General features: G+C 64.9%; 16 protein-coding genes and 1 riboswitch. Of the genes, 5 read left to right on the top strand and 11 right to left on the bottom strand.

Annotated elements, in window-relative coordinates:
* Positions 1–65: 65 nt before the first annotated feature.
* Complete coding sequence (gene moeB, locus ACCQ09_RS11185; RefSeq protein ID WP_050911885.1) at positions 66–1,259, top strand: molybdopterin-synthase adenylyltransferase MoeB; 1,194 nt, start codon at positions 66–68, stop codon at positions 1,257–1,259.
* Positions 1,260–1,269: 10 nt separating this feature from the next.
* Here the strand turns inward: moeB and ACCQ09_RS11190 are convergent, their stop codons facing one another.
* The 8 genes from ACCQ09_RS11190 to ndk form a co-directional block, all read right to left on the bottom strand.
* Entirely contained in the window at positions 1,270–2,490 is a 1,221-nt protein-coding gene (locus ACCQ09_RS11190) for a molybdopterin molybdotransferase MoeA (protein ID WP_012438376.1), read from the bottom strand.
* Between the two features lie 31 nt (positions 2,491–2,521).
* The gene (der, locus tag ACCQ09_RS11195; protein WP_011037150.1) at positions 2,522–3,919 is read right to left on the bottom strand and encodes a ribosome biogenesis GTPase Der; all 1,398 of its coding nucleotides are present in this window, start codon (positions 3,917–3,919) and stop codon (positions 2,522–2,524) included.
* Between the two features lie 10 nt (positions 3,920–3,929).
* Positions 3,930–5,147: an outer membrane protein assembly factor BamB gene (gene bamB, locus ACCQ09_RS11200; RefSeq protein ID WP_014507731.1), complete on the bottom strand. Its 1,218-nt coding sequence runs from the start codon at positions 5,145–5,147 to the stop codon at positions 3,930–3,932.
* Complete coding sequence (locus tag ACCQ09_RS11205) at positions 5,147–5,785, bottom strand: YfgM family protein (RefSeq protein ID WP_011037148.1); 639 nt, start codon at positions 5,783–5,785, stop codon at positions 5,147–5,149. The genes bamB and ACCQ09_RS11205 overlap by 1 nt, the downstream gene beginning before the upstream one ends.
* Before the next feature lie 70 nt (positions 5,786–5,855).
* Positions 5,856–6,710 carry a helix-turn-helix domain-containing protein gene (locus tag ACCQ09_RS11210; RefSeq protein ID WP_040941315.1) on the bottom strand — a complete coding sequence of 285 codons (855 nt, stop codon included), beginning with the start codon at positions 6,708–6,710 and terminating at the stop codon, positions 5,856–5,858.
* On the bottom strand, positions 6,707–7,489 hold the full coding sequence (locus ACCQ09_RS11215) for a tetratricopeptide repeat protein (protein ID WP_012438374.1): 783 nt from the start codon (positions 7,487–7,489) through the stop codon (positions 6,707–6,709). Before ACCQ09_RS11215 ends, ACCQ09_RS11210 begins: the two co-directional genes overlap by 4 nt.
* 10 nt (positions 7,490–7,499) lie before the next feature.
* Positions 7,500–8,705 carry a dual-specificity RNA methyltransferase RlmN gene (rlmN, locus tag ACCQ09_RS11220; protein ID WP_075285690.1) on the bottom strand — a complete coding sequence of 402 codons (1,206 nt, stop codon included), beginning with the start codon at positions 8,703–8,705 and terminating at the stop codon, positions 7,500–7,502.
* Positions 8,706–8,723: 18 nt separating this feature from the next.
* Complete coding sequence (gene ndk / locus ACCQ09_RS11225; RefSeq protein WP_002812972.1) at positions 8,724–9,149, bottom strand: nucleoside-diphosphate kinase; 426 nt, start codon at positions 9,147–9,149, stop codon at positions 8,724–8,726.
* A gap of 218 nt (positions 9,150–9,367) precedes the next feature.
* Here ndk and ACCQ09_RS11230 point away from each other — a divergent pair, with 218 nt between their 5' ends.
* The 3 genes from ACCQ09_RS11230 to ACCQ09_RS11240 all read left to right on the top strand — a co-directional run bounded on the left by ACCQ09_RS11230 (position 9,368) and on the right by ACCQ09_RS11240 (position 13,758).
* Entirely contained in the window at positions 9,368–10,000 is a 633-nt protein-coding gene (locus tag ACCQ09_RS11230; RefSeq protein WP_040941318.1) for a TetR/AcrR family transcriptional regulator, read from the top strand.
* A 24-nt stretch (positions 10,001–10,024) separates the two neighbouring features.
* Positions 10,025–12,397: a 3-hydroxyacyl-CoA dehydrogenase/enoyl-CoA hydratase family protein gene (locus ACCQ09_RS11235; RefSeq protein WP_040941319.1), complete on the top strand. Its 2,373-nt coding sequence runs from the start codon at positions 10,025–10,027 to the stop codon at positions 12,395–12,397.
* Positions 12,398–12,552: 155 nt separating this feature from the next.
* A complete protein-coding gene (locus ACCQ09_RS11240; protein ID WP_040941320.1) occupies positions 12,553–13,758 on the top strand; it encodes an acetyl-CoA C-acyltransferase in 1,206 nt (401 codons plus the stop codon).
* 312 nt (positions 13,759–14,070) lie between these two features.
* Here the strand turns inward: ACCQ09_RS11240 and crcB are convergent, their stop codons facing one another.
* Positions 14,071–14,472: a fluoride efflux transporter CrcB gene (gene crcB, locus ACCQ09_RS11245; RefSeq protein WP_040941321.1), complete on the bottom strand. Its 402-nt coding sequence runs from the start codon at positions 14,470–14,472 to the stop codon at positions 14,071–14,073.
* Between the two features lie 109 nt (positions 14,473–14,581).
* A riboswitch (Fluoride riboswitch) is annotated at positions 14,582–14,650 on the bottom strand.
* Between the two features lie 2 nt (positions 14,651–14,652).
* On the bottom strand, positions 14,653–16,026 hold the full coding sequence (locus tag ACCQ09_RS11250) for a replication-associated recombination protein A (protein ID WP_040941322.1): 1,374 nt from the start codon (positions 16,024–16,026) through the stop codon (positions 14,653–14,655).
* Between the two features lie 238 nt (positions 16,027–16,264).
* Between ACCQ09_RS11250 and xopZ the strand changes: the two genes are divergently transcribed.
* Positions 16,265–20,431, top strand: coding sequence for a XopZ family type III secretion system effector (xopZ, locus tag ACCQ09_RS11255; protein ID WP_040942318.1), 4,167 nt, complete (start codon positions 16,265–16,267; stop codon positions 20,429–20,431).
* A gap of 118 nt (positions 20,432–20,549) precedes the next feature.
* On the opposite strand, the gene lolA is transcribed toward xopZ, so the two are convergent.
* A complete protein-coding gene (gene lolA / locus ACCQ09_RS11260) occupies positions 20,550–21,221 on the bottom strand; it encodes an outer membrane lipoprotein periplasmic chaperone LolA (RefSeq protein ID WP_040941323.1) in 672 nt (223 codons plus the stop codon).
* Between the last annotated feature and the right edge of the window lie 4 nt (positions 21,222–21,225).

Genomic DNA, 21,225 nt, shown 5'->3' on the forward strand with positions numbered 1-21,225 from the left:
AGCCATGTGATCGGCACATGCACATCCAGCGTGATCCGCACGCGCTCTTCATGCCGGCCACTCGCATGCTGCGCAACACACAGGTGCGTCATCGGACGGAGGCTTTGCGCGACAATGGCCGCATGAGCCACGACCTCTCTCCTGCCCGAGCCCGTGCCCGCGCCTTGCGCGGCGCCTTGCTGATCGATATCCGCCAGCCGCACGAACGCGTCAGCGGCCAGGCCGAAGGCGCGCTTGCCATCGCACAGGCCGATCTGGAGCAGGCACCGGCGCAGCATCTGCCCGACCGCGATCGCGACATCCTGCTGATCTGCCAGAGCGGCAAACGCTCCGCACAGACCGCCGCGCAGCTGCGCGAGCAAGGCTATCCGCACGCGCTGTCGGTCCTCGGCGGCACCACTGCCTGGTCGCGCGACGGGCTGCCGCTGGTACGGCCGACGCTGCCGTCAGACGAAACGGATTTCCTGGAACGCTACTCACGGCATCTGCGCCTGCCGCAGGTGGGCATCGACGGGCAGCAGCGCCTGGCGCGCGCGCGTGTTCTGCTGATCGGTGCCGGTGGGCTCGGTTCGCCGGCCGCGTTTTATCTTGCCGCCGCTGGCGTCGGGCACCTGCGCATGGCCGATGACGATGTGGTGGATCGCAGCAATCTGCAGCGCCAGATCCTGCATACCGAAGACAGCGTCGGGATGGCCAAGGTGGTGTCGGCCGCGCAGCGCATCGCCGCGTTGAATCCGCGGGTGCAGGTCGACGCCATCCAGACGCGCGTGACCGCCAGCAACATCGAGGCCCTGCTGCAGGACGTCGATGTGGTGGTGGATGGCGCCGACAATTTCGCGGCGCGCTATTTGCTCAACGACGCCTGCGTGAAGCTCGGCAAGCCGTTGGTGTATGGCGCGGTGCAACAGTTCGAAGGGCAGTTGAGCGTGTTCGATGCCGGACGCCACCGCGGGCAGCTGCCGTGCTACCGCTGCCTGTTTCCCGAACCGCCGCCGCCGGAGTTCGCACCCAGTTGCGCCGAGGCCGGTGTGCTCGGTGTGCTGCCCGGCGTGATCGGCCTGTTGCAGGCGACCGAGGCGATCAAGCTCTTGCTCGGGCTCGGCGACAGCCTGGCCGGGCGCCTGCTCAGCTTCGACGCATTGGCCATGCGCTTTCGCGAGATCCGCCTGCCGCCCGATCCGCAGTGCCCGGTGTGCGCACCAGGCACGGCATTTCCCGGCTATGCCGACTACGCCACCTTCTGCGGCACGCCAGCCTGACGCACGGCGGTTAAAGCGCGTAAGGAATCACCCGCACCACCTCGCCCGCTTCGTAGTGACGCGCCGGCTCCGGCAGCACGATCAATACGTTGCTGTCGGCCGCGCCGCGCAGCAGATGCGAGGCGTCGCCACGGTGGGGCGTTGCGACCAGGCGGCCATCGGCGCCACAGTCCAGCCGGCCGCGCAGAAACTCCAGGCGTTCGTGGCGCTTGTCCCAGGGCGCCGACAAGGCCGCATGCCACACCGGCCGCGGCTCGCTGCGGCTCTGCAGGGCATCCAGCAGCGGCACGCCGTAGGCGATCAACGTCGCCAGCACCGACACCGGGTTGCCCGGCAGGCCCAACACCAGGCAGCGGCCGATCTGCCCCAACACCGCCGGCATCCCCGGGCGCATACGCACGCGCCAGAAATGGATCTGCCCCAATTCCTGGATCAGGCGAGGCAGATAGTCCTTTTCGCCAGCCGACACGCCGCCACAGGTGATCACCACATCGAAGGCCGCCGCCGCATCTTCCAGCATGGTGCGGATGCGCTGCGGATCGTCCGGCAAGGTTGGCCACGCGGTCGGCGCATAGCCCAGTGCCCGCAGCTGCGCCATCAACATGTCGCGGTTGCTGTTGTAGATCTGCCCCGGCCCCAGCGGCATGCCCGGCTCCACCAGCTCGTCACCGGTCGCCAGCACCGCAATGGTCGGGCGCGGCGCCACCGCAAGCCGCGACACGCCCAGCGCAGCGGCAAGGCCAATCCGCGCCGGGGTAAGGACCTGGCCGGGCTGGATCACCAGATCGCCCGCGCGCACGTCGCTGCCCGCCAGCCGCACCGCCGCCCCCAGTGTCGGGTGCGTGCGCAGGTGCACCAGACCTGCCTGCTCGTCGGCGTCTTCCTTCGGCACCACGGTGTCGGCACCGGCCGGCAACGGCGCGCCGGTGGTGATGCGCAGGCAGTGTCCGGCAGTCAGCGTGCCGCTCCAGGAGTCGCCGGCAAACTGCTCGCCCACCAGCTGCAGGCGCACGTCCTCGCCCAGCGTATCGGCGTGACGCACGGCAAAGCCGTCCATTGAGCTATTGGCGAACGGCGGCAGCGACAGTGGCGCGATCAGGTCGGCGGCGGAGATCCTGCCGTCGGCACGCGAGGTGGCGATGTTTTCGTCGGGCAGGCGGTTGTTGGCCGCCACGGCGCGGAGAATCTCCAGTGCCCGTGCGTAAGGAATGCGGGAGGGATAGTCGGTCATGGCGCGCAGGATACCAGCGCGCCGTGCCGGCTTACTTGCCCTTGACGTGCCGCATCAGGCGACGCTTGCGCGCAATCTGCCGATCGGAGAGCGGATTCTTCTTGCCCTCGTACGGGTTGGCACCCTCGCGGAAAATGAAACGCACCGGCGTGCCGACCAGCTTGAAGCGCTTACGGAAGAAGTTTTCCAGATAACGCTTGTACGACTCCGGCAGCACCTTCAGGCGCGTGCCATGCACGATGAAGGTGGGCGGATTGGCGCCACCGGGATGCACGTAACGCAGCTTGGAGACATGCCCGCGAATGCTCGGCGGCGGATTGGTCTCGTAGGCAATTTCCAGCGCCTGGTTCACTTCGCTGGTGCTGAACTCATGCGTGGCCGATGCATGCGCACGATGGATCGCCTGAAATAGCTCACGCATGCCCGAGCCGTGCAACGCGGAGATCCGCACTGCCTCGGCCCAGTTCACAAAGCCCAGCTTGCGCGACAACAGGTCTTCGGCTTGGGCACGCTGATAGTCGCTCTGCCCATCCCACTTGTTGATCGCCACCACCAGTGCGCGGCCCGCATCGAGAATCGCACCGAGAATGGTCGCGTCCTGATCGGTTACGCCTTCGGTGGCATCCAGCATCAGCACCGCGACCTGGCATTGCTCGATCGCCTGCAGCGTCTTGAACGCGCTGAACTTCTCGACCGCCTCTTCCACCTTGCCGCGGCGACGCAGGCCGGCCGTGTCGATCAGGCGGTACTGGCGCCCGTCACGCTCCAGGTCCACGGCGATCGAATCGCGCGTGGTGCCCGGAACTTCCGACGCGATCATCCGCTCCTCACCCAGCAGGCGATTGACCAGCGTCGACTTACCCACGTTCGGACGGCCCACGAATGCAATACGCACGCGCGCGGGGTCGTTATCGAGCAGTTCGCCCGCGCCTTCTTCCGGCAAACGCGCGCCGACTTCTTCCAGCAGGTCGTCGATGCCCTGCCGATGCGCGGCCGACAGCGCCACCACATCGGAGAAGCCATAGCGCGAAAACTCCGAACGCACCGATTCTTCATCGGTACCGTCGATCTTGTTGATCACCAGCACGGTCGGCCGGGCCAGCTTGCGCAGCCAGGCCAGGATTTCGTCGTCCAGCGACGAGGCGCCCTCGCGGCCATCGACCACGAACAACACCAGATCGGCTTCGCCAGCCGCAGCACGTGCCTGGCGCGCGGTGGCTCCAGCCAAGCCCTCTTCGTCGCCGGCGATACCGCCGGTATCGACCACGATGAAGGGTTGTTGCTCATCGAGCCGGCAGACGCCGTAGTTACGGTCGCGGGTGACGCCAGGCTGGTCATGGACCAGCGCGTCGCGGGTGCGCGTCAGCGCATTGAAGATGGTGGACTTGCCGACATTGGGCCGTCCAACCAGGGCGACCAGGGGCAGCATCGCAAGGTCCTTATTGTGCCAACCGGAAGGCGGTGATATCGCCGTCGGTATTTTGTACCAGCAGAATGCCATCGACGACCAGCGGCTGTGCCAGCAGCGTGTCGCGTCCAGCGCGAGCGCGCGCGGCCAGAGCACCGTCGCTGAGTTTCAACCAGTGCAGGTAGCCCTTGTAATCCCCCACCACGGCGTAATCACCCTGAATGGCCACACCGGTCAACGAGCGGCGTGCAAGCGCAGCCTGCGACCACATCGCCGCACCGCTGGACTTGTCCAGGCCCCACACCGAACCGGCGTTGTCGGCCACCACCACCACGCTGGACGACACGCCCGGACCACCGGCACCGCCGTGATCGCGTGTCCACAGCGGACGGCCACTGGGGCCTTCCAGGGCGAGGGTTTCGTTCTTGAAGCTGGTCGCATACAGGGTGGTGCCATCCAGCACCGGGGCGCCGTCCACGTCGGACATGCGCTCCAGCTCGGTACGGCCTTCCGGCACGCCGATGGCCTGTTCCCACAACGGGCGGCCATCCTGCAGCGCCAGGGCGCTCAGGGTGCCGACATCGTTGCCGACAAACACCACGCCCGGGCCGGTCACGATCGGCGCATTACCGCGCACCGACAGGGTCGGACCTTCCTCGGCATGGAACCAGCGGCGCTCGCCGGTGGCTGCATCGAACGCGCTCACGCGGCCGTCGTTGCTGCGCACCAGCACCAGGCTCTGCGCGATGGCAGGCGCGGCGATGACTTCGTTCGGTACCTTGGCCCGCCACTTCTCGGTGCCATCTGCCTGATTCAGTGCGATCACGTCACCGGACAGCGTGCCGATTACCACCAGGCCCTCGCCCACACCCGGACCACCGGACAGGCGCTGCTTGAACTTGCGATCGTTGCGCTCTTCTTTCTTGGGCTTGTATTCCCACACGCGCTTGCCGGTCTGCAGATCCAGCGCCTGCACGCCACCGGTGATGGCGGCGGCATACACCTTGCCATCGGCCACGGCCGGACGCTGACGCACACCGATGTGCCCCTCGCCCTTGCCCACGCCGGTGGACCACAGCTTGTCGACCTTGACCGAAGGCTCGAACTTGACCAGTTCGGCCGGTTCCTGCGCCTTCTTGGCAGCCGCGTCCTTGCCTGCGAACCAACCCTTGACGGTGCTGCACCCCGCCAGCGACATGCCCATCAGGGCGATCAATGCAACGCGCTTGTACATATCAACCTGCTTCATCAAATCGGCTCCGCCGGATCGGGCACGGTGCCGCCCACATCCATCAGCTTGGTTTCCAGCAGGCGGCGCTGCGGCGATGCCACATCCACCGTTGCCAGTGCCTTGGTATAGAGCGCGCGTGCTTCGTCGCGCTTGCCCTGCTTCACCAGCGCATCGGCGCGGATTTCCAGGCTGGTGTGATCTTGCGCATCGGCCAGCAGCTTGATCGCCTCATCCGGCTTGCCGCTGTCGGTCAGCACGCGCGCCAGGCGCTGCTGCACGATCTGCTTGAGCTCGCCTTCGGCGGGCACATCACGCAATGTCTTGATCGCTTCGGCGGTCTTGCCGGCATCCATCTGGGCCTTGGCCAGGCGCAGCGCAGCGAGCTCGGCATAAACGCCACCCTTGCCGTCGTCCAGCGCCACGATGTCCTTGGCGGCCTTGTCCAGGTCCTTGCCCTGGATGGACTTGACCACGGCCTCGTAGCGGGCATTGGCTTCCACCGACGCGGTCGTGTTGCGCTTCTGCCACCACTGCCACCCCAGGATCAGGGCCAGTCCCAGCAGGACTCCGCCAATCAGACCCGCACCATTCTTTCTCAACCAGGAACGAACCCGTTCACCTTGTTCGTGTTCGTCGAGCAGATCGTCGATCGCCATGCGTACTCTCGCTCCGCCACCTGCAGGCGCGGAACATCAAAAGGGGAAAATGAAAAACCGCAGTCCGCTTCTATTCGGAAGCAGGCACCACGGAGCCGTCGGAGGATACCGCAAAACGTGCCACGTTAGCGCGCTGGAACGGCTTCACGTCGACGATACTGCCGCCCTGCTGAACCTCTACCGCCGACGCATTGCCCAGCACCACACGGCCGATCTGGCCCGGTGAATAGGTGCGCTGCTCGCCGGCACGGATCAACGCTTTTTCCACCGCGCTGCCATCCGGTGCCAGGATCTGCACCCAGCTGTCACCGCTGAAACGCAACGACAACGTGCCAGCACTGCTGGCGGCCGGGGCCTCGGCAGCAGGGGCGGCCCGCGGCACCGGCGTCATCGAAGCGATATACGGCGCCGGTTGTTCACGCGGCACGGAGGACGGCGGCTCGGCAGTCCGCGCGGGCGTGCCGGTCTTGGCAGCATCCGGCATGCTGTCCAGCGACACGGTGCTTGGCCCCTGGCCATCCAGGTGCGAGCGCGTGGCGTACCACACCGGCACTGCGAACACGCCGGTGATCACGACGTACATCGCCTTGCGAGCGGTGCTTTCCAGAATCCGCCGGGCACGCGGGGTATGCGTGTGACTGACCAGCTTGACCGGTTCAACCGGCGCAATCGTGGTTTGCTGCAGCAGCGGATCGAGATCGACACGCAGCAGGCGCGCGTAGCTGCGCAACTGGCCGCGCACGAAGACCGGCGCGCCGAGGCGCTGCCATTCTTCTTGTTCGAGCGAACGCACCACGTGGGCCGGCATGTGCAGCTTGCCTGCCACATCGTCCACGCTCAGACCTGCCGCTTCGCGCGCGTCGCGCAACTGCTGCCCGCATCCCTTTTCCTGCTCGAAAGGATTCGGATTGGAATCACTGATCACAATGCATTGGCCCCAGGAGTAGCGGTCGCTGCGTCAGGAAATTCCTTGACCAACCGCTGTTGATAACGGCCGGCAGCTACCATGTCGCCGAGCCCTTGCTCAATCTGAATGGCGAGTTGTAACACGGAAGCAGTTGCCGGTGCAGCCGCGAGCCGTCGTTCGACGAATGCGCGGGCTTCGAAAAAGCCTTTACGCTGAACTTCATAACGCGCCATGGATTCAAGCGCATAGGCGTTGGTGGGTTCCAGATCGAGCGCTTTGCGCAAATCGCGCACGGCACGCTCCGGCTGACCCGCCTGCAAGGCGCAGCCACCTGCATTGGCCAAGGCAGGCGCCGGCGCGTAGGTCTGGTCACCGAGTGCACGATCAAACCATGCAAGCGACTCAGCCGCCTTGCCATTGCCGCACAACCAGGCGCCATAGTTGTTGAGCACATCACCGCGCTGCGGTGCCAGTTCGGCGGTACGGCGATAGGTGTCGCCTGCAGCGAGATTGCCCTGCCCCTGTTGAATCACGCCCAGGAACATCAGCGCATCGATCGAGTTGGGCGTCTTCTTCAACACGTCGCGCACTAGCTGCTCTGCAGCGGCGTAATCGCCGCTCTGCATGCGGTTGTTGGCGAGCCCCAGCTTCTGCTCCAGTGCCAGGCGATCGCGCGTGGCCGAGCTGTCACGGAAATCGTAATTGGGCGCAACCTGCTCAACACTCCTGATCTTGCCAGGCTTCGCATTGCGCCCGCCGCAGCCAACCGCGCTGAGCGCGATCACTGCGGCCGCCATTAACGCGATATCACGCTGCCGCATCTCGATCGGCCTGCCCTTCCAATGTGCGGCGGAATTCCGCCTGGCGACGGGTCCGGTCCATGACCTGGCCCTTGAGCTGACCACAGGCTGCATCGATATCGTCGCCACGCGTGCGGCGTACCATCGTCAGCACCTGCGCATCGAGCAGGATCTTCTGGAATGCGCGGATCTCGGTTTCGCCAGAGCGCTCGTAGCGGGTGCCGGGAAACGGGTTGAACGGAATCAGGTTGACCTTGCCGGCATCCTTGGACTGCACGGCGTTGTCGAACTGCCGCATCAGCCGGGCAAGCTGACGCGCATGCTCGGGCTGGTCATTGATGCCCTTCATCAAGGTGTATTCAAACGTCACCGAGTCGCGCTTCTTGTTGCCGCGCAGGTAGCGCGCGCACGACTCCATCAACTCGGCGATCGGGTACTTCTTGTTCAACGGCACCAGTGACTCGCGCAGTGCATCGTTGGCGGCATGCAGCGAAACGGCCAGCGACACGTCGCTTTCGGTGGCCAGCCGGTCGATCATCGGCACCAGGCCCGAGGTGGACAGCGTCACCCGCTTGCTGGCCAGGCCGTAGCCCAGATCGTCGCGCATCACGCTCATCGCGCGCACGACGTTGTCGAAATTCATCAGTGGCTCGCCCATGCCCATCATCACCACGTTGGTGAGGCGACGCTGCTGGTGCGGCACGTTGCCCAGATGGCGCGCGGCAACCCAGACCTGCCCGATGATCTCGGCGGTGGTGAGGTTGCGGTTGAAGCCCTGGGTGGCGGTCGAACAGAAGGTGCAGTTCAAGCCGCAGCCGACCTGGGAGGACACGCACAGCGTGCCGCGGCCCTTGTCCGGGATGTAGACCGTCTCGATCGCATTCTTGCCGTCGGTCCCCATGGCCAGCAGCCACTTGTGGGTGCCGTCGGTCGACGGTTTGTCGAACACGACATTCGGGACGAGGACCTCGGCGTGCTGGTGCAATTTCGCGCGCAGCGCCTTGCCGAGGTCCGTCATCTGGTCGAAATCAGTGACGTAGCGATGGTGAATCCACTTCATCACCTGATGGGCACGGTAGCGCGCCTCGCCGAGCGTGTCGGCGAAGAAGTGCTCCAGTCCCTCGCGGTCGAGGTCGAGCAGGTTCTGCTTGTGCACCGTTGCAGCCGGGACGGGAACGTCCAGCAACACGGAGGGGATCGCGACCTCATTCACGACTCGACTCTCTCGGCCTCAGCGCGAGACCACTTCAGTTGCAGCAAAGAAATACGCGACTTCGTTGGCAGCATTCTCGACCGAGTCCGAGCCGTGGGCGGCGTTGGCATCGATCGAATCAGCGAAGTCGGCACGGATGGTGCCCGGTGCGGCGTCCTTCGGGTTGGTGGCGCCCAGCAGGTCGCGGTGTGCGGCGACGGCGTTCTCGCCTTCCAGCGCCTGGATCATCACCGGGCCGGAGATCATGAACTCGACCAGCGCGTTGAAGAACGGACGCTCGCGGTGCACGGCGTAGAAGCCTTCGGCTTCGCGGCGCGACAGCTGCTTGTACTTGGCGGCCACGACCTTCAGGCCAGCCTTCTCGAAGCGGCTGTAGATTTCACCGATGACGTTCTTGGCGACGGCGTCGGGCTTGATGATGGACAGGGTGCGCTCCAGCGCCATGGGAGAATCTCCGTTGGACGGGCCACTGAAGGCCCGAGGTTATCATGAAAAAAACCCGCGCCAAAACGCGGGCTTAGCCTTCTTTGCGATGGTCAATTCTATCCCGTCGTCCTTACCTTTGCATACCAGGCCCTGAATCGTGCTGCAGTGCGGCATGACCATGGCGTCGGCGAGCCCGTAGACTCAAACAATCGTTTGATTGAGCGCCACGCCTGTCCATGCCCAAGCCCGCCCACTTCTCGACCAAGGACCGCATCCTCAGCGCGGCCGAGGAGCTGTTCGCCCAGCACGGATTCGCCGGCACCTCGCTGCGCCAGCTCACCACCCAGGCCGACGTCAACATCGCGGCGGTCAATTACCACTTCGGCTCCAAGGAAAACTTGGTCAACGAGGTGTTTCGCCGGCGCATGGACGAGATGACCACGGCGCGGTTGCAGCAGCTGGAAGCGGCGAAGAAGTCGCAGCCCGGCGAGCTCACGGCTGTGCTCGCAGCTTTCGTCGAGCCGGCGCTGGCAATGGCGCAGGACCGCCAGAACGGCGGCGCCTTCGTCCGCGTGATCGCACGCGCCTATGCCGAAAAGAACGACAACTTGCGCAAGTTCCTATCCGACCACTACGGCCATGTCTTGCGCGAATTCGGCAAGGCCATCGCCGGCTGCGTACCGGGCCTGAGCAAGGAAGAGCTGTACTGGCGCCTGGACTTCCTCGCCGGTGCGCTGACCTATGCCATGGCCGATTTCGGTCTCATCAAGCGTCCGCCGGGCGTCAGCGAGGCCGACCACCGTGCGCGTGCCGCGCGCGAACTCATTCGTTTCGCCGAACCCGGTTTCCGTGCTCATTCCACACCGTAAACGTTCCACAAGAGGCTTATCGCTATGTCCAATCCGTTGCTAGTCCGTCGTGCCGCCGTGCTCGGTGCCGGCGTCATGGGCGCGCAGATCGCCGCGCACCTCACCAATGCCGGTGTCGATACCGTGCTGTTCGACCTGCCTGCCAAGGAAGGTCCCGTCGACGGCATCGTGCTCAAGGCGATTGCCAATCTCGGCAAGCTCAGCCCCGCCCCGCTCGCCAGCAAGGCGCTGGCCGAGGCGATCACACCGGCCAACTACGAGAGCGGCCTGGAACAGCTGCGCGACTGCGACCTGATCATCGAGGCGATCGCCGAGCGGATGGACTGGAAGCAGGACCTGTACAAGAAGATCGCGCCGTTCGTGTCCGAGCATGCGGTGCTGGCGTCCAACACGTCCGGCCTTGGCATCAACAAGCTCTCCGACGTACTGCCGGAGCAATTGCGCCATCGCTTCTGCGGCGTGCATTTCTTCAACCCCCCGCGCTACATGCACCTGGCCGAGCTGATCCCGGCCAAGGGCACCGACAAGGCCGTGCTCGAAGGTCTCGAAGCCTTCCTGGTGACCACGCTCGGCAAGGGCGTGGTGTACGCCAAGGACACGCCCAACTTCATCGGCAACCGCATCGGCGTGTTCTCGATCCTGTCCACCATCCATCACACTCAGGAATTCGGACTGGGGTTCGATGAAGTGGACGGCCTGACCGGCCCACTGGTCGGGCGCCCGAAGTCGGCGACCTACCGTACCTCCGACGTGGTGGGCCTGGACACCATGGCGCACGTGATCAAGACCATGGGCGACACCCTGCCGGACGACCCGTGGCACCAGTATTTCAAGTCGCCCAAGTGGCTGGATGCGCTGATCGGCAAGGGTGCGCTGGGCCAGAAGGTCGGCGCCGGCATCTTCCGCAAGGTCGGCAAGGACATCGTGGTGCTGGATCTGGAAAAGCAGGATTACCGCGCCGCCGATCGCACTGCCGCATCCGAGGTGGTGGAGATCCTCAAGATCAAGAACCCGGCGGAAAAGTTCGCCAAGCTACGCGAAAGCCAGCACCCGCAGGCGCAATTTTTGTGGTCCACGTTCCGCGACCTGTTCCACTACAGCGCCTACCATCTGGCCGATATCGCCGAGACCGCGCGCGATGTGGATCTGGCGATCCGCTGGGGCTACGGCTGGTCGCTCGGCCCGTTCGAGACCTGGCAGGCCGCCGGCTGGAAGCAGGTGGCGCAGTGGATTGCCGAAGACATCTCCAACGGCAAGAGCATGAGCAGTGCACCGCTGCCGAACTGGGTGTTCGACGGCCGCGATGGCGTGCATGCGGCCGAAGGCTCCTACAGCCCGGCGCGCGATGCCAAGCTGCCGCGTTCGGCGCTGCCGGTGTACAAGCGCCAGCGCTTCCCCGATCCGCTGCTGGGCGAGCAGTTCTCGCCGGGCGAGACGGTGTTCGAAAACGACGGCGTGCGCATGTGGCACGACGGCGATGACATCGCCGTGGTCAGCTTCAAGACCAAGATGAACACCGTGTCCGACCACGTGCTCAACGGTCTGCAGGAAGTCGTCGGCCGCGCCGAGAAGGACTTCGCCGGCCTGGTGATCTGGCAGCAGAAGGAGCCCTTCTCCGCCGGTGCCGATCTGGCCGGCGCACTGGGTCTGCTGCAGGCCGGCAAGGTGGACGCGTTCGAAGCGCTGGTCGCCAACTTCCAGGCCACCAGCCAGCGCATCAAATATGCGCAGGTGCCGGTGATTTCGGCCGTGCGCGGCCTGGCGCTGGGCGGCGGTTGCGAGTTCCAGATGCATAGCGCCAAGACCGTGGCCTCGCTGGAAAGCTATATCGGCCTAGTCGAAGCCGGCGTCGGTCTGCTGCCGGCCGGTGGCGGCCTGAAGGAGATCGCGGCGCGGGCCTCGGTGGCTGCAGGTCCGGGCGGCGATGTGTTCGCCGAACTGAAGAAGACCTTCGAAACCGTCGCGATGGCCAAGGTCTCCAACTCGGCAGTCAACGCCCAGGAGCTGGGTCTGCTGCGCACCACCGACAAGATCGTCTTCAACAGCTACGAGGCACTGCACATCGCCAAGTCCGAAGCGCGTGCGCTGGCCGAAGGAGGCTACCGCGCCCCGCTGCCGGCACGCCGCATCCAGGTCGCCGGCGACGTCGGCATCGCCACCTTCAAGATGCTGCTGGTCAACATGCTGGAAGGCCGCTTCATCAGCGAATACGACTACGAAATCGCCACCCGCATCGCCACGGTCGTTTGCGGCGGCGAAGTCGATCGCGGCGCGCTGGTGGACGAAGAATGGCTGCTCAAGCTGGAGCGCAAGCACTTCGTCGAACTGGCCCAGCAGGAAAAGACCCAGGCGCGGATCGGGCACATGCTCAAGACGGGTAAGCCGTTGAGGAACTGAGAATCGGAAGTGGGGAATCGGGAATGGGTAAAAGCCCAACCGACTCCCCGCTTCTCCCATTTATTCTGCCGGGCGATGAAGATGGCGAACCCAGGCGAATCCGCAGTTGCGATTCCCGATTCCCCATTCTCGATTCCCGGCTATCGGAGATAGCCATGAGCAAGCAGATTCAAGAAGCCTACATCGTCGCCGCCACCCGTACGCCGGTCGGCAAGGCGCCGAAGGGCGTGTTCCGCAATACCCGTCCCGACGACATGCTGGCGCACGTGCTGCGCGCGGTGGTCGCGCAGGCGCCGGGCATCGACTTGTCGCGCATCGACGACGCCATCATCGGCTGCGCCATGCCCGAGGGCGAGCAAGGCATGAACGTGGCGCGCATCGGCGTGCTGCTGGCTGGCCTGCCCAATACCGTCGCCGGCCAGACCATCAACCGCTTCTGTTCGTCCGGCATCCAGGCCGTGGCGATGGCCGCCGACCAGATCCGTCTGGGTAATGCCGACCTGATGCTGGCCGGCGGTACCGAGTCGATGTCGATGGTGCCGATGATGGGCAACAAGGTCGCCATGTCGCCGAGCGTGTTCGCCGACGACCATGTGGCCATTGCCTATGGCATGGGCATCACCGCCGAGAAGGTGGCCGAGGAGTGGAAGGTGTCGCGCGAGGATCAGGATGCGTTTGCGCTGGCCTCGCATCAGAAGGCGATCGCGGCGATCGCGGCGGGCGAGTTCCGCGACGAGATCACCCCGTACGAGATCCACTCGCATCAACCCGACCTGGCTGGCAACGTGATCGCGCTGCGCAAGCGCCTGTTCGACACCGACGAAGGCCCGCGCCCGGACAGCTCGCTCGAAGGCCTGGCCAAGCTGCGCCCGGTGTTCCGCAACGGCCAGTTCGGTGGCAGCGTCACCGCCGGCAACTCCTCGCAGATGAGCGATGGCGCCGGTGCGGTGCTGCTGGCCTCCGAGCAGGCGATCAAGGATTACGGCCTGACCCCGCTTGCCCGTTTCGTCAGCTTCTCGGTCGCCGGCGTGCGCCCGGAAGTGATGGGCATCGGCCCGATCGCGGCCATTCCCAAGGCGCTCAAGCAGGCCGGCCTGACCAAGGACCAACTCGACTGGATCGAACTCAACGAAGCCTTCGCCGCGCAGGCCTTGGCGGTCATCCGCGATAGCGAACTGGACCCGTCCAAGGTCAACCCGCTGGGTGGCGCGATCGCCCTCGGCCATCCGCTGGGCGCGACCGGCGCGATCCGTGCCGCAACGCTGGTGCACGGCCTGCGCCGCCGCCAGCAGAAGTACGGCATGGTCACCATGTGCATCGGCACCGGCATGGGCGCGGCGGGCATCATCGAAGCGCTGTAGGCACGGGTTTGACGAGATCGGCCACAGTGTCGATCTCGCGAACGCGATCAGCAGTGACCGAAGGCGTGCGCAAGCACGCCTTCTTTATGCCCAACTGCGACCCATCGTCGGCGGGAGGTGCGCTGCGAGCGGAATCGCTTGCACCAGTCCACATCTGCGGTGGGTGCGCCGCTTGCACCTTGCTGCGCTCTTTTTAGCGACCGCAGCGCTCGGCTGCATCAATGCCGCACAGTCCGAGATAACCGCCGCACGCAATGCGCAGCCCGGAAGCCTTCGCCGGCAACCTTCAGCACCTAAACAAAGGCGCAATGCCTAGCGCGCCACCAGCCACTGGCCTGTCCGCGCACCCACAAACACCAGCACCAGCCCGGCCACCAGCGTCACTGCCAGATACACGCCGATCATCGTGGACCGATCGGTGCGCGAAAACACCAGGCATTCCATCATCAGCGACGAGAACGTGGTCAGTCCGCCGATCACGCCGACGATCAACAAGGCCCGCAGCGGCCAGCTCGATGGTCCGCGCGCATCCAGCCAGACCAACAACACCCCCGCGACGAATGAACCGACCAGGTTGACCGTCAGCGTTCCCCACGGAAAACCGGTACCGAAGCGCTGGATCAACGATGTACCAATCGCGAAACGCAGACCGGAACCCAGCGCGCCGCCCGTCATCGCCAGCAGCAGCTGTTGCCACCACACCGGTGCGTTCATGCGTGTACCCCGCTATCGGGGAAAGTCTTCGAAGAAATAGCGTGCGACATCGGCGTCATCCATCCTGAGTCAAGAAGCGATGCCGGGGCACGGACCCGCCGCCTCGGCGGGGGTGGCAGGCATCATCAGCGCGCAGAGTGCGTGCGGTTCAAGGAGGAATGCCATCTCCTGTGCGGGCGATTATGCCGTGGGTTTGCCGGCCTTGTCAGCCCGTGCCTGCGCGCGTGCCTCGCGCAACCGATCCAGCTTTTCTTTCAGCTTGATCTCCATCCCGCGCGGCACCGGGTTGTAGTACACGCGCTCGCCCATCGCATCCGGGAAGCCGGTCTGATCCAGCGCGATGCCGCCCTCGGCATCATGGTCGTACTGATAGTCCTGGCCGTAACCCAGCGTCTTCATCAGCTTGGTCGGCGCATTGCGTAGATGCAGCGGCACCTCTTGCGTACCGCTGGCACGCACTTCGGCCTTGGCCTGATTGAAGGCCGCATAGCCGGCGTTGGATTTGGCGGTGCTGGCCAGGTACAGCACCAGCTGCGCGAAGGCCAGCTCGCCTTCCGGACTGCCGAGACGCTCGTAGATGTCCCAGGCCTCCAGCGCCATGCTCTGCGCGCGCGGATCGGCCAAGCCAATATCCTCGATCGCCATGCGGGTCAGCCGCCGCGCCAGATACGCCGGGTCGCAGCCACCATCGAGCATGCGCGTCAACCAGTAAAGCGCTGCATCCGGGTTGGAACTGCGTACGGATTTATGCAACGCCGAAATCTGGTCGTAGAACTGCTCGCCGTTCTTGTCGAAGCGGCGCGTGCGGTCGGCCAGCACCTGCAGCAGCGTTCGCGGTGTGATCTCACCGCCCTCGCCCGTCGCCAGTTCCGCAGCAATTTCCAATAGCGTCAGTGCCCGGCGTACATCGCCGTCTGCGGCGCTGGCGATTTCAAGCAGCGATGCTTCACTGACCTGGATCGTCTCCTGGCCCAAGCCGCGCTCGGCATCGTGCAAGGCCCGTTGCAAGGCTTCGACGATGTCCTGCGGCGACACGCCTTCCAGCACATGCACGCGACAGCGCGACAGCAACGCAGAGTTCAACTCGAAGGATGGATTCTCGGTCGTCGCACCGACGAACAGGATGGTGCCGCGCTCGATGTGCGGCAAGAACGCATCCTGCTGCGCCTTGTTGAAGCGATGCACCTCGTCGACGAACAGCACGGTGCGTCGGCCGCTGGCGAACCGCTGCGCGGCCTCGGCCAGCACCTGGCGCACATCGGGCAATCCGGACAACACCGCAGAAATCGCCTTGAATTCGGCATCGGCATAGTGCGCCAGCAACAAGGCCAGCGTGGTCTTGCCGCAGCCCGGCGGGCCCCACAGGATCATCGAATGCACGCGCCCGGATTCGACCGCGCGCCGCAAGGCGCTATCGGCCGCAAGCAAGCGTTTCTGCCCGACCATCTCGTCGAGGGTACGTGGGCGCATCCGCTCTGCTAACGGCCCCATGGCGCTGCGATCAACATGCAGCAGATCGGGCGTGATCGAGTCGGGACGTTTGGCTTTGCTCACCCCTTCATTCTACCGCCTCTGTCGGCGGGACGTTCCACAATGCGGTGTTCGGCCATCGCTGGCAGAAATGCTGGCGTTCTCTTTCCAAGCGACCACTTCGCGCAGGTGCAATACCTAAAACGCGCAGCACAATAATGTTACCAAGTAACGAGTGACCGCATACAATCGCTTGCCGGCACCCCGCACCGGCCGCCAGCTGCGCCAGCGCGAGCGGCACGTTCAGCGTACGGATCCCACCATGCCTCGCATTCCGCTTCGTCCCTCTGTCATCGCCGCTTGCCTTCCAGGGATGGCCGAGACCATCTCGCATCCATCCAAACCTTCAGCGAAGCGGCAGACGCATAACAAATTGGCGACGCCCGACCCACGCGCGTTCGAGGCGGAACTGATCCAGGCACAGGAAGATCCGCTGGGTTGGTCAGAGACGCTGCGTGAGCAAGTCAGACAGGCAAGCGTCGTCGAGCCCGGATTGAAAGCCGCTCCCAAACGCAAACACGCTCTCCTGCGGCCCTGCAGGAAGGCCGCAGAGCGATTGGGCCTCAGCAGTGGTGCGCCAGAACCGCACGCGCGCCTGCTGCGCTATTCCTCGTTGCAGTGCGAGCGTGACAGACTAGCCGATCCATCGGATCGCAGCGCCAATGTCGCCCTTGCTCCGCACGCAGCCCCGCTGCTGTCGAATGCCACCCAGGATCTCAATGGAGCGCTGATAGCACGCCTTGAGCAATCCAACCACGACCTGGCCGCAGGGATCTCCCGGCGTCGCCAAGCCGAATTGAAGTACGCGCATGCACAAACGCTACACGCTGCACGCGAGCAGTTGGCGTTGAGAGCCCGGCGCGCCGCCAATCTCAGCGACAGCATCAATGTGCTGACGCGTGAACGCGCCGAACTGCTGCAGCAACTGCATGGATGCAATGTGCGAACTGATGCAGTGTCGGCGGCGATACACGATCTCGAGTCGAACATCGTCTCCGCGCGCGCTGCATTGAACGCGTTACCAGGCGTTCGGCAATCGCGCGCTGTCGTAGCGCGCACGGCGCCATCCGCGGCCAACGCGCATCAGGGCGAGGATCCCTCACACCTGCAGCGCGTCTGCACTCGGCTCGAACACGCAGTGCAGGATGCGCGCGCGCGCGGCGATGTGCTGGCCAAGACGGTCTTTTTCGGCCGCGGCTCGGCACAGGCAGCACAGGCAGAGCAAGCACTTGCGGATACTAATGCGGAGATCGATCAATTACGGAGCGCGTATGCACAAGCGCGCGATGCGTTGCGGTCAGATCCAGCAAGCAGCTCTGCCAACAGGCCGGCATCTCGCACGCTTGCGTCGGAACTTGTTGCAGAGCAAGACCGAGAAATCGAGGCACTGCGCACACGACTTGGGTACGACGAGAAGATGCTGACCCTGCAAGGTACGCATGCCGAGCGCTGCCGGCGGAATACGCGGCGCCTACAGGCACGCCTAGCCCAGGTCGACGCAAAACTGGAGCAGGCGCGGCATTCGTCGCGGATCAACACCGAGGAGTTGTGGCAGCAGGAACAGACCGTCAGCGTGCTGGAAGCAGCGGACGGCGACATGCAGCGCGGAGTGGAACATGCAGCCGCGCAGCTGCCGGCAGATGAGGCCCGGCCCGTAGCTTCCGATATCGTCGCCGACACCATGCAGACACTGCTCGACGTGCTTCCCGGCTTTCGCGAGGAAACGCTCGACCCCGTGAGTCGACAGGTTCTGCGCGTCTGGGCTGATGGCCTGCATGCTCGCAGCGCTGCGTTCGGGACCGAGGCCCTGCAGCCGGTCGACGCGTTGCGCATCGCCCTGCAGGCCTTATCGATCGCCAGCGGGGGCGATGCCACGGCGGCGGCCAACGCACTGCAACGCCTGAGCGTCGTGCAGATGCGTGAGCTGATTCCGCCGCCGCAGGTCTCCATCGCTGCCGAGGCGGTCCCGCCGATGGAGACCGTCACCGCCTGCGTCGGCCTGCTGGCCAGCGTGCCGCGCGGCATGCAGGTGCTTTCGCACATGCTGCGCGAAGAACCCACGCCTGCCTCCCGGGAATGGTTGGAGGCGGCGCAGGTCCATCTGCGTGCCAGCCACCGGCTTGCACTGACGCCGGACGCAGAACAGGCTGAACGCACCTGGCTGGGCGATGCGCAAATGGGAGCGCGCCATGCCGTGCACGGCGCTTCGCCGCTGCAGGGCCTGCAGTCTGCAACCGATGCCCAGCGCGGCGCATTTCATGCGTTCCGCAACGGCTACGAAACCACCCGGACAGGTTCACCCTATGCACGCGTCAACGCATGCCTGCAGATGTTTGCGCAATGGGCGGTAGCAGGCAGCAGAAGGCGGGGAAATAGCGACCTCAACCCCTTCAACGCGCTCGCACTGGGAATGAAGGTCGGCGCCTCCGAAGCGCTTCCCACCGCTGTGCGGCGTGCCAACGATGCTTTTCGCGAGGCGGCCGGCCACTTGACCAGCTGGCTCGTCGCGCGCCGCCAGATCCAACTGGCGGGCGGGCGAATGCCGTCACAGGACGAGCTGGCGATGCAGGCACTGTCGGAATACGCGCACTGGCTACCACACGAGCAGAACGCGACCGACCTGACCTTCACTGCCAAGGTACTGGGCACGATCGAGCGGCGCGCCCAGGAGCTTCAGCGCTCGGTGGCTGCCTCCGCGAGCGAGAGCGACGATCTGCAGCCGGCGGCGTGCCATCCGGCGATCGCATCCGCCTGGGTCGCATTACGCGCGGGCCGCATGCGTCTGCCGGAAACGCTGCGCCTGATCCAACGCGGCCTGCTCGACCACGCCGGACAGCCGACCGACATGCCGATCGGTGCAGCGCCCTTGGATGAAGAACTGGCGTCGGTCGCACGCAACCACTTCCATCAGGCCGTTGGTCATGCCAGCCGCTTTCTGCATGAGGGCGACACGTCCCGCGTCAGGTCGCCCCGCGCGCTATTCGAATGCCTGCGCAACCTGATGGAACGGCTGGAATGGCGCGACAAGCTGCGTATTACCGAACAACGTGTGATCGGACTCAATACGACGCCGCTATCGGCCGCGCTTGCGATCATCCCCAGCGGCCTGGGACTGAAACTCTCCGCGGGCGGTCAGACCAGTTCCGATCGCTCGGTGGAGATTTACATGGGACGCACCGGGCTGTCGCTGCAGATCGGGCGGCAGAAGGCGCGGCAGTTCAACGCCAGTACGGGCATTAGCGCGGGCGTGCTGCTGCCGGGCACCGAACGCGCGCCGGTGGGTATCACGGGCGCAGCCGAGTGGCGCATGAAAAAGGAATCGGGCATCGAGCATGGCGTGCAGATCCGCGTACCACGGCGGGGAAAGGGCCAGGAGCTGGAGCAGCGCGCGCAATTCCTGGCCATGTTTGAACACCTGCTGCAGCTCGCCGAGCAATCCGGCGGCGATGCAGGCCAGCTGACCGAGCGCGACTTTCTGGGGGAGCTACTGGCGCATCACCCCAGCATCACCGTTGGCTTGATCGGCCATGCCGAGCGCAACGCTTCGGCCACCGAGTCCAGCCTCAGCGTCGCTGCGGGCGTACGCGTGGGAAACATGGATGGCAAACCGCGTCGGGCCACCCTGGGCGCTTCGCTCGGCTTAAAAGCGCGCCGGGAAACCTCCCGTTCGCAGACGCCGATCGAAGGCTACATGACGATGGTACTGAAGGATTCGAGCGCGCAATCCAGGGTAGAGCTCGCAGGCCGCGCATCGGCCAGTGTCGTCGCTCAGCAGTGGACGCACCCAAGCATCGGCAACGCGCCGCCCACGCCAGTGGCACGGCTGTCCATGGCCACGCTCGATCTCGGCTATAGCAGAGAACTGCATTCGGCCGGCAGCAATACGTTCTCCACCTTGTGGATGTTCAACAACGAAATCGACCCTGTGCGCACGGATCGTGGCTTCGAATTCTTCGACTTCGCCTCATTCGAACGCGAAGTGAAACGCAACTGGCAGTTATGGACGCACTATGGAATCTCCAAACTGCAAGGCAAGGTCGACGACCAGCGGGTCTACATGGTGGCCGAGCGCCAATTGCAGGACTTCGTCGACCGGGTCCGCCTCCATATGCAAGACAACAAGTTCGCCTCGATGATCGTGGACTGGGTGTTACAGGCAGAGGCTGCACCGCGCCTGGACGCATTGCGCGCACAGGCCCAGCTATTACGGGTCGCCGGATGCGAAGCGCAAGCAGTGGAAGCAGATCGCGCCTTCGATGACCTGATCAGCCACCCAGGCATCTGGGAACCGACCATCCTGATCCTGCGCGAAAAAGGCAAGCGCCAGCGCGAGCGTGGCATCGACTTCTTCGTCAAACGCCAGACCAACCAAGCGGCGGAGGCGATGCGGACGGTCGGTCAATGGATCCCGTACGAGCCAGTCCCCTAGCTCTGCAGGCGTGGCCCCGAGGGGTGGGGTCTCCGCCAGGTCACGGTGACGGCTGCGCCCCTCGCAGGCACAACCGATCGTTGCACCTTGCCTTCATCACGTGCGTCCGCAGACGCATCTACTGCGCGTCGCCCACCACATCCACGCCCTTGCCCGGGGTGTAACGGAAAGTGTCGGCCGCGAATGCGGGGTTGCGCTTCCACCCGCTGAAGCTGATCGCGGTGCGCTGGCCGACTGCATCCACGACTTCCATCTTGGCCAGGCCGTCCTTGCCGAACCCCAGCGAGGCCATCTGGAAGCTGGCGTCGGTGTCGACCTTGGGCGTCAACGACAACCACTGCAGCCCATCGCGCGGCGCGGCTTCTTCGCTGACGTCGTACTGCTTGTCCAGACGCGTCGGATCGATCAATGCCACCAGCGGGCTGTTCTGTTCTTCGCTGCCTTGTGCGCGCACGGTGACCTGCTCCAGATCGGGGTCGAACACCCAGACCTTCTTGCCATCGGCCACGATCAACTGATTGTAGGGCTTGGCATATTCCCAACGGAACTGGCGCGGTGTTGCCAACGCAACCCGCCCGCTTGAATTTTCCTTGACCCGACCATTCGCGTCGGTCACGCGCTGGCTGAACTGTCCATCCAGCCCCTTCAAGCCACGCGTGAAGGTGTCCAGCTCCTGGCGCGCACCGGCAAAGGCGGTACTGGCGAACAGAGCAGTGGCAAGGACGGCATAACGGAGCTGGCGATGCATCGCGGTCTTCCAAAAGGACATGCGTCGATTCTGATGCTTCATAGAT

The sequence above is a fragment of the Xanthomonas sp. NCPPB 2586 genome (genome assembly GCF_041475775.2).
Classification (GTDB): domain Bacteria; phylum Pseudomonadota; class Gammaproteobacteria; order Xanthomonadales; family Xanthomonadaceae; genus Xanthomonas; species Xanthomonas campestris.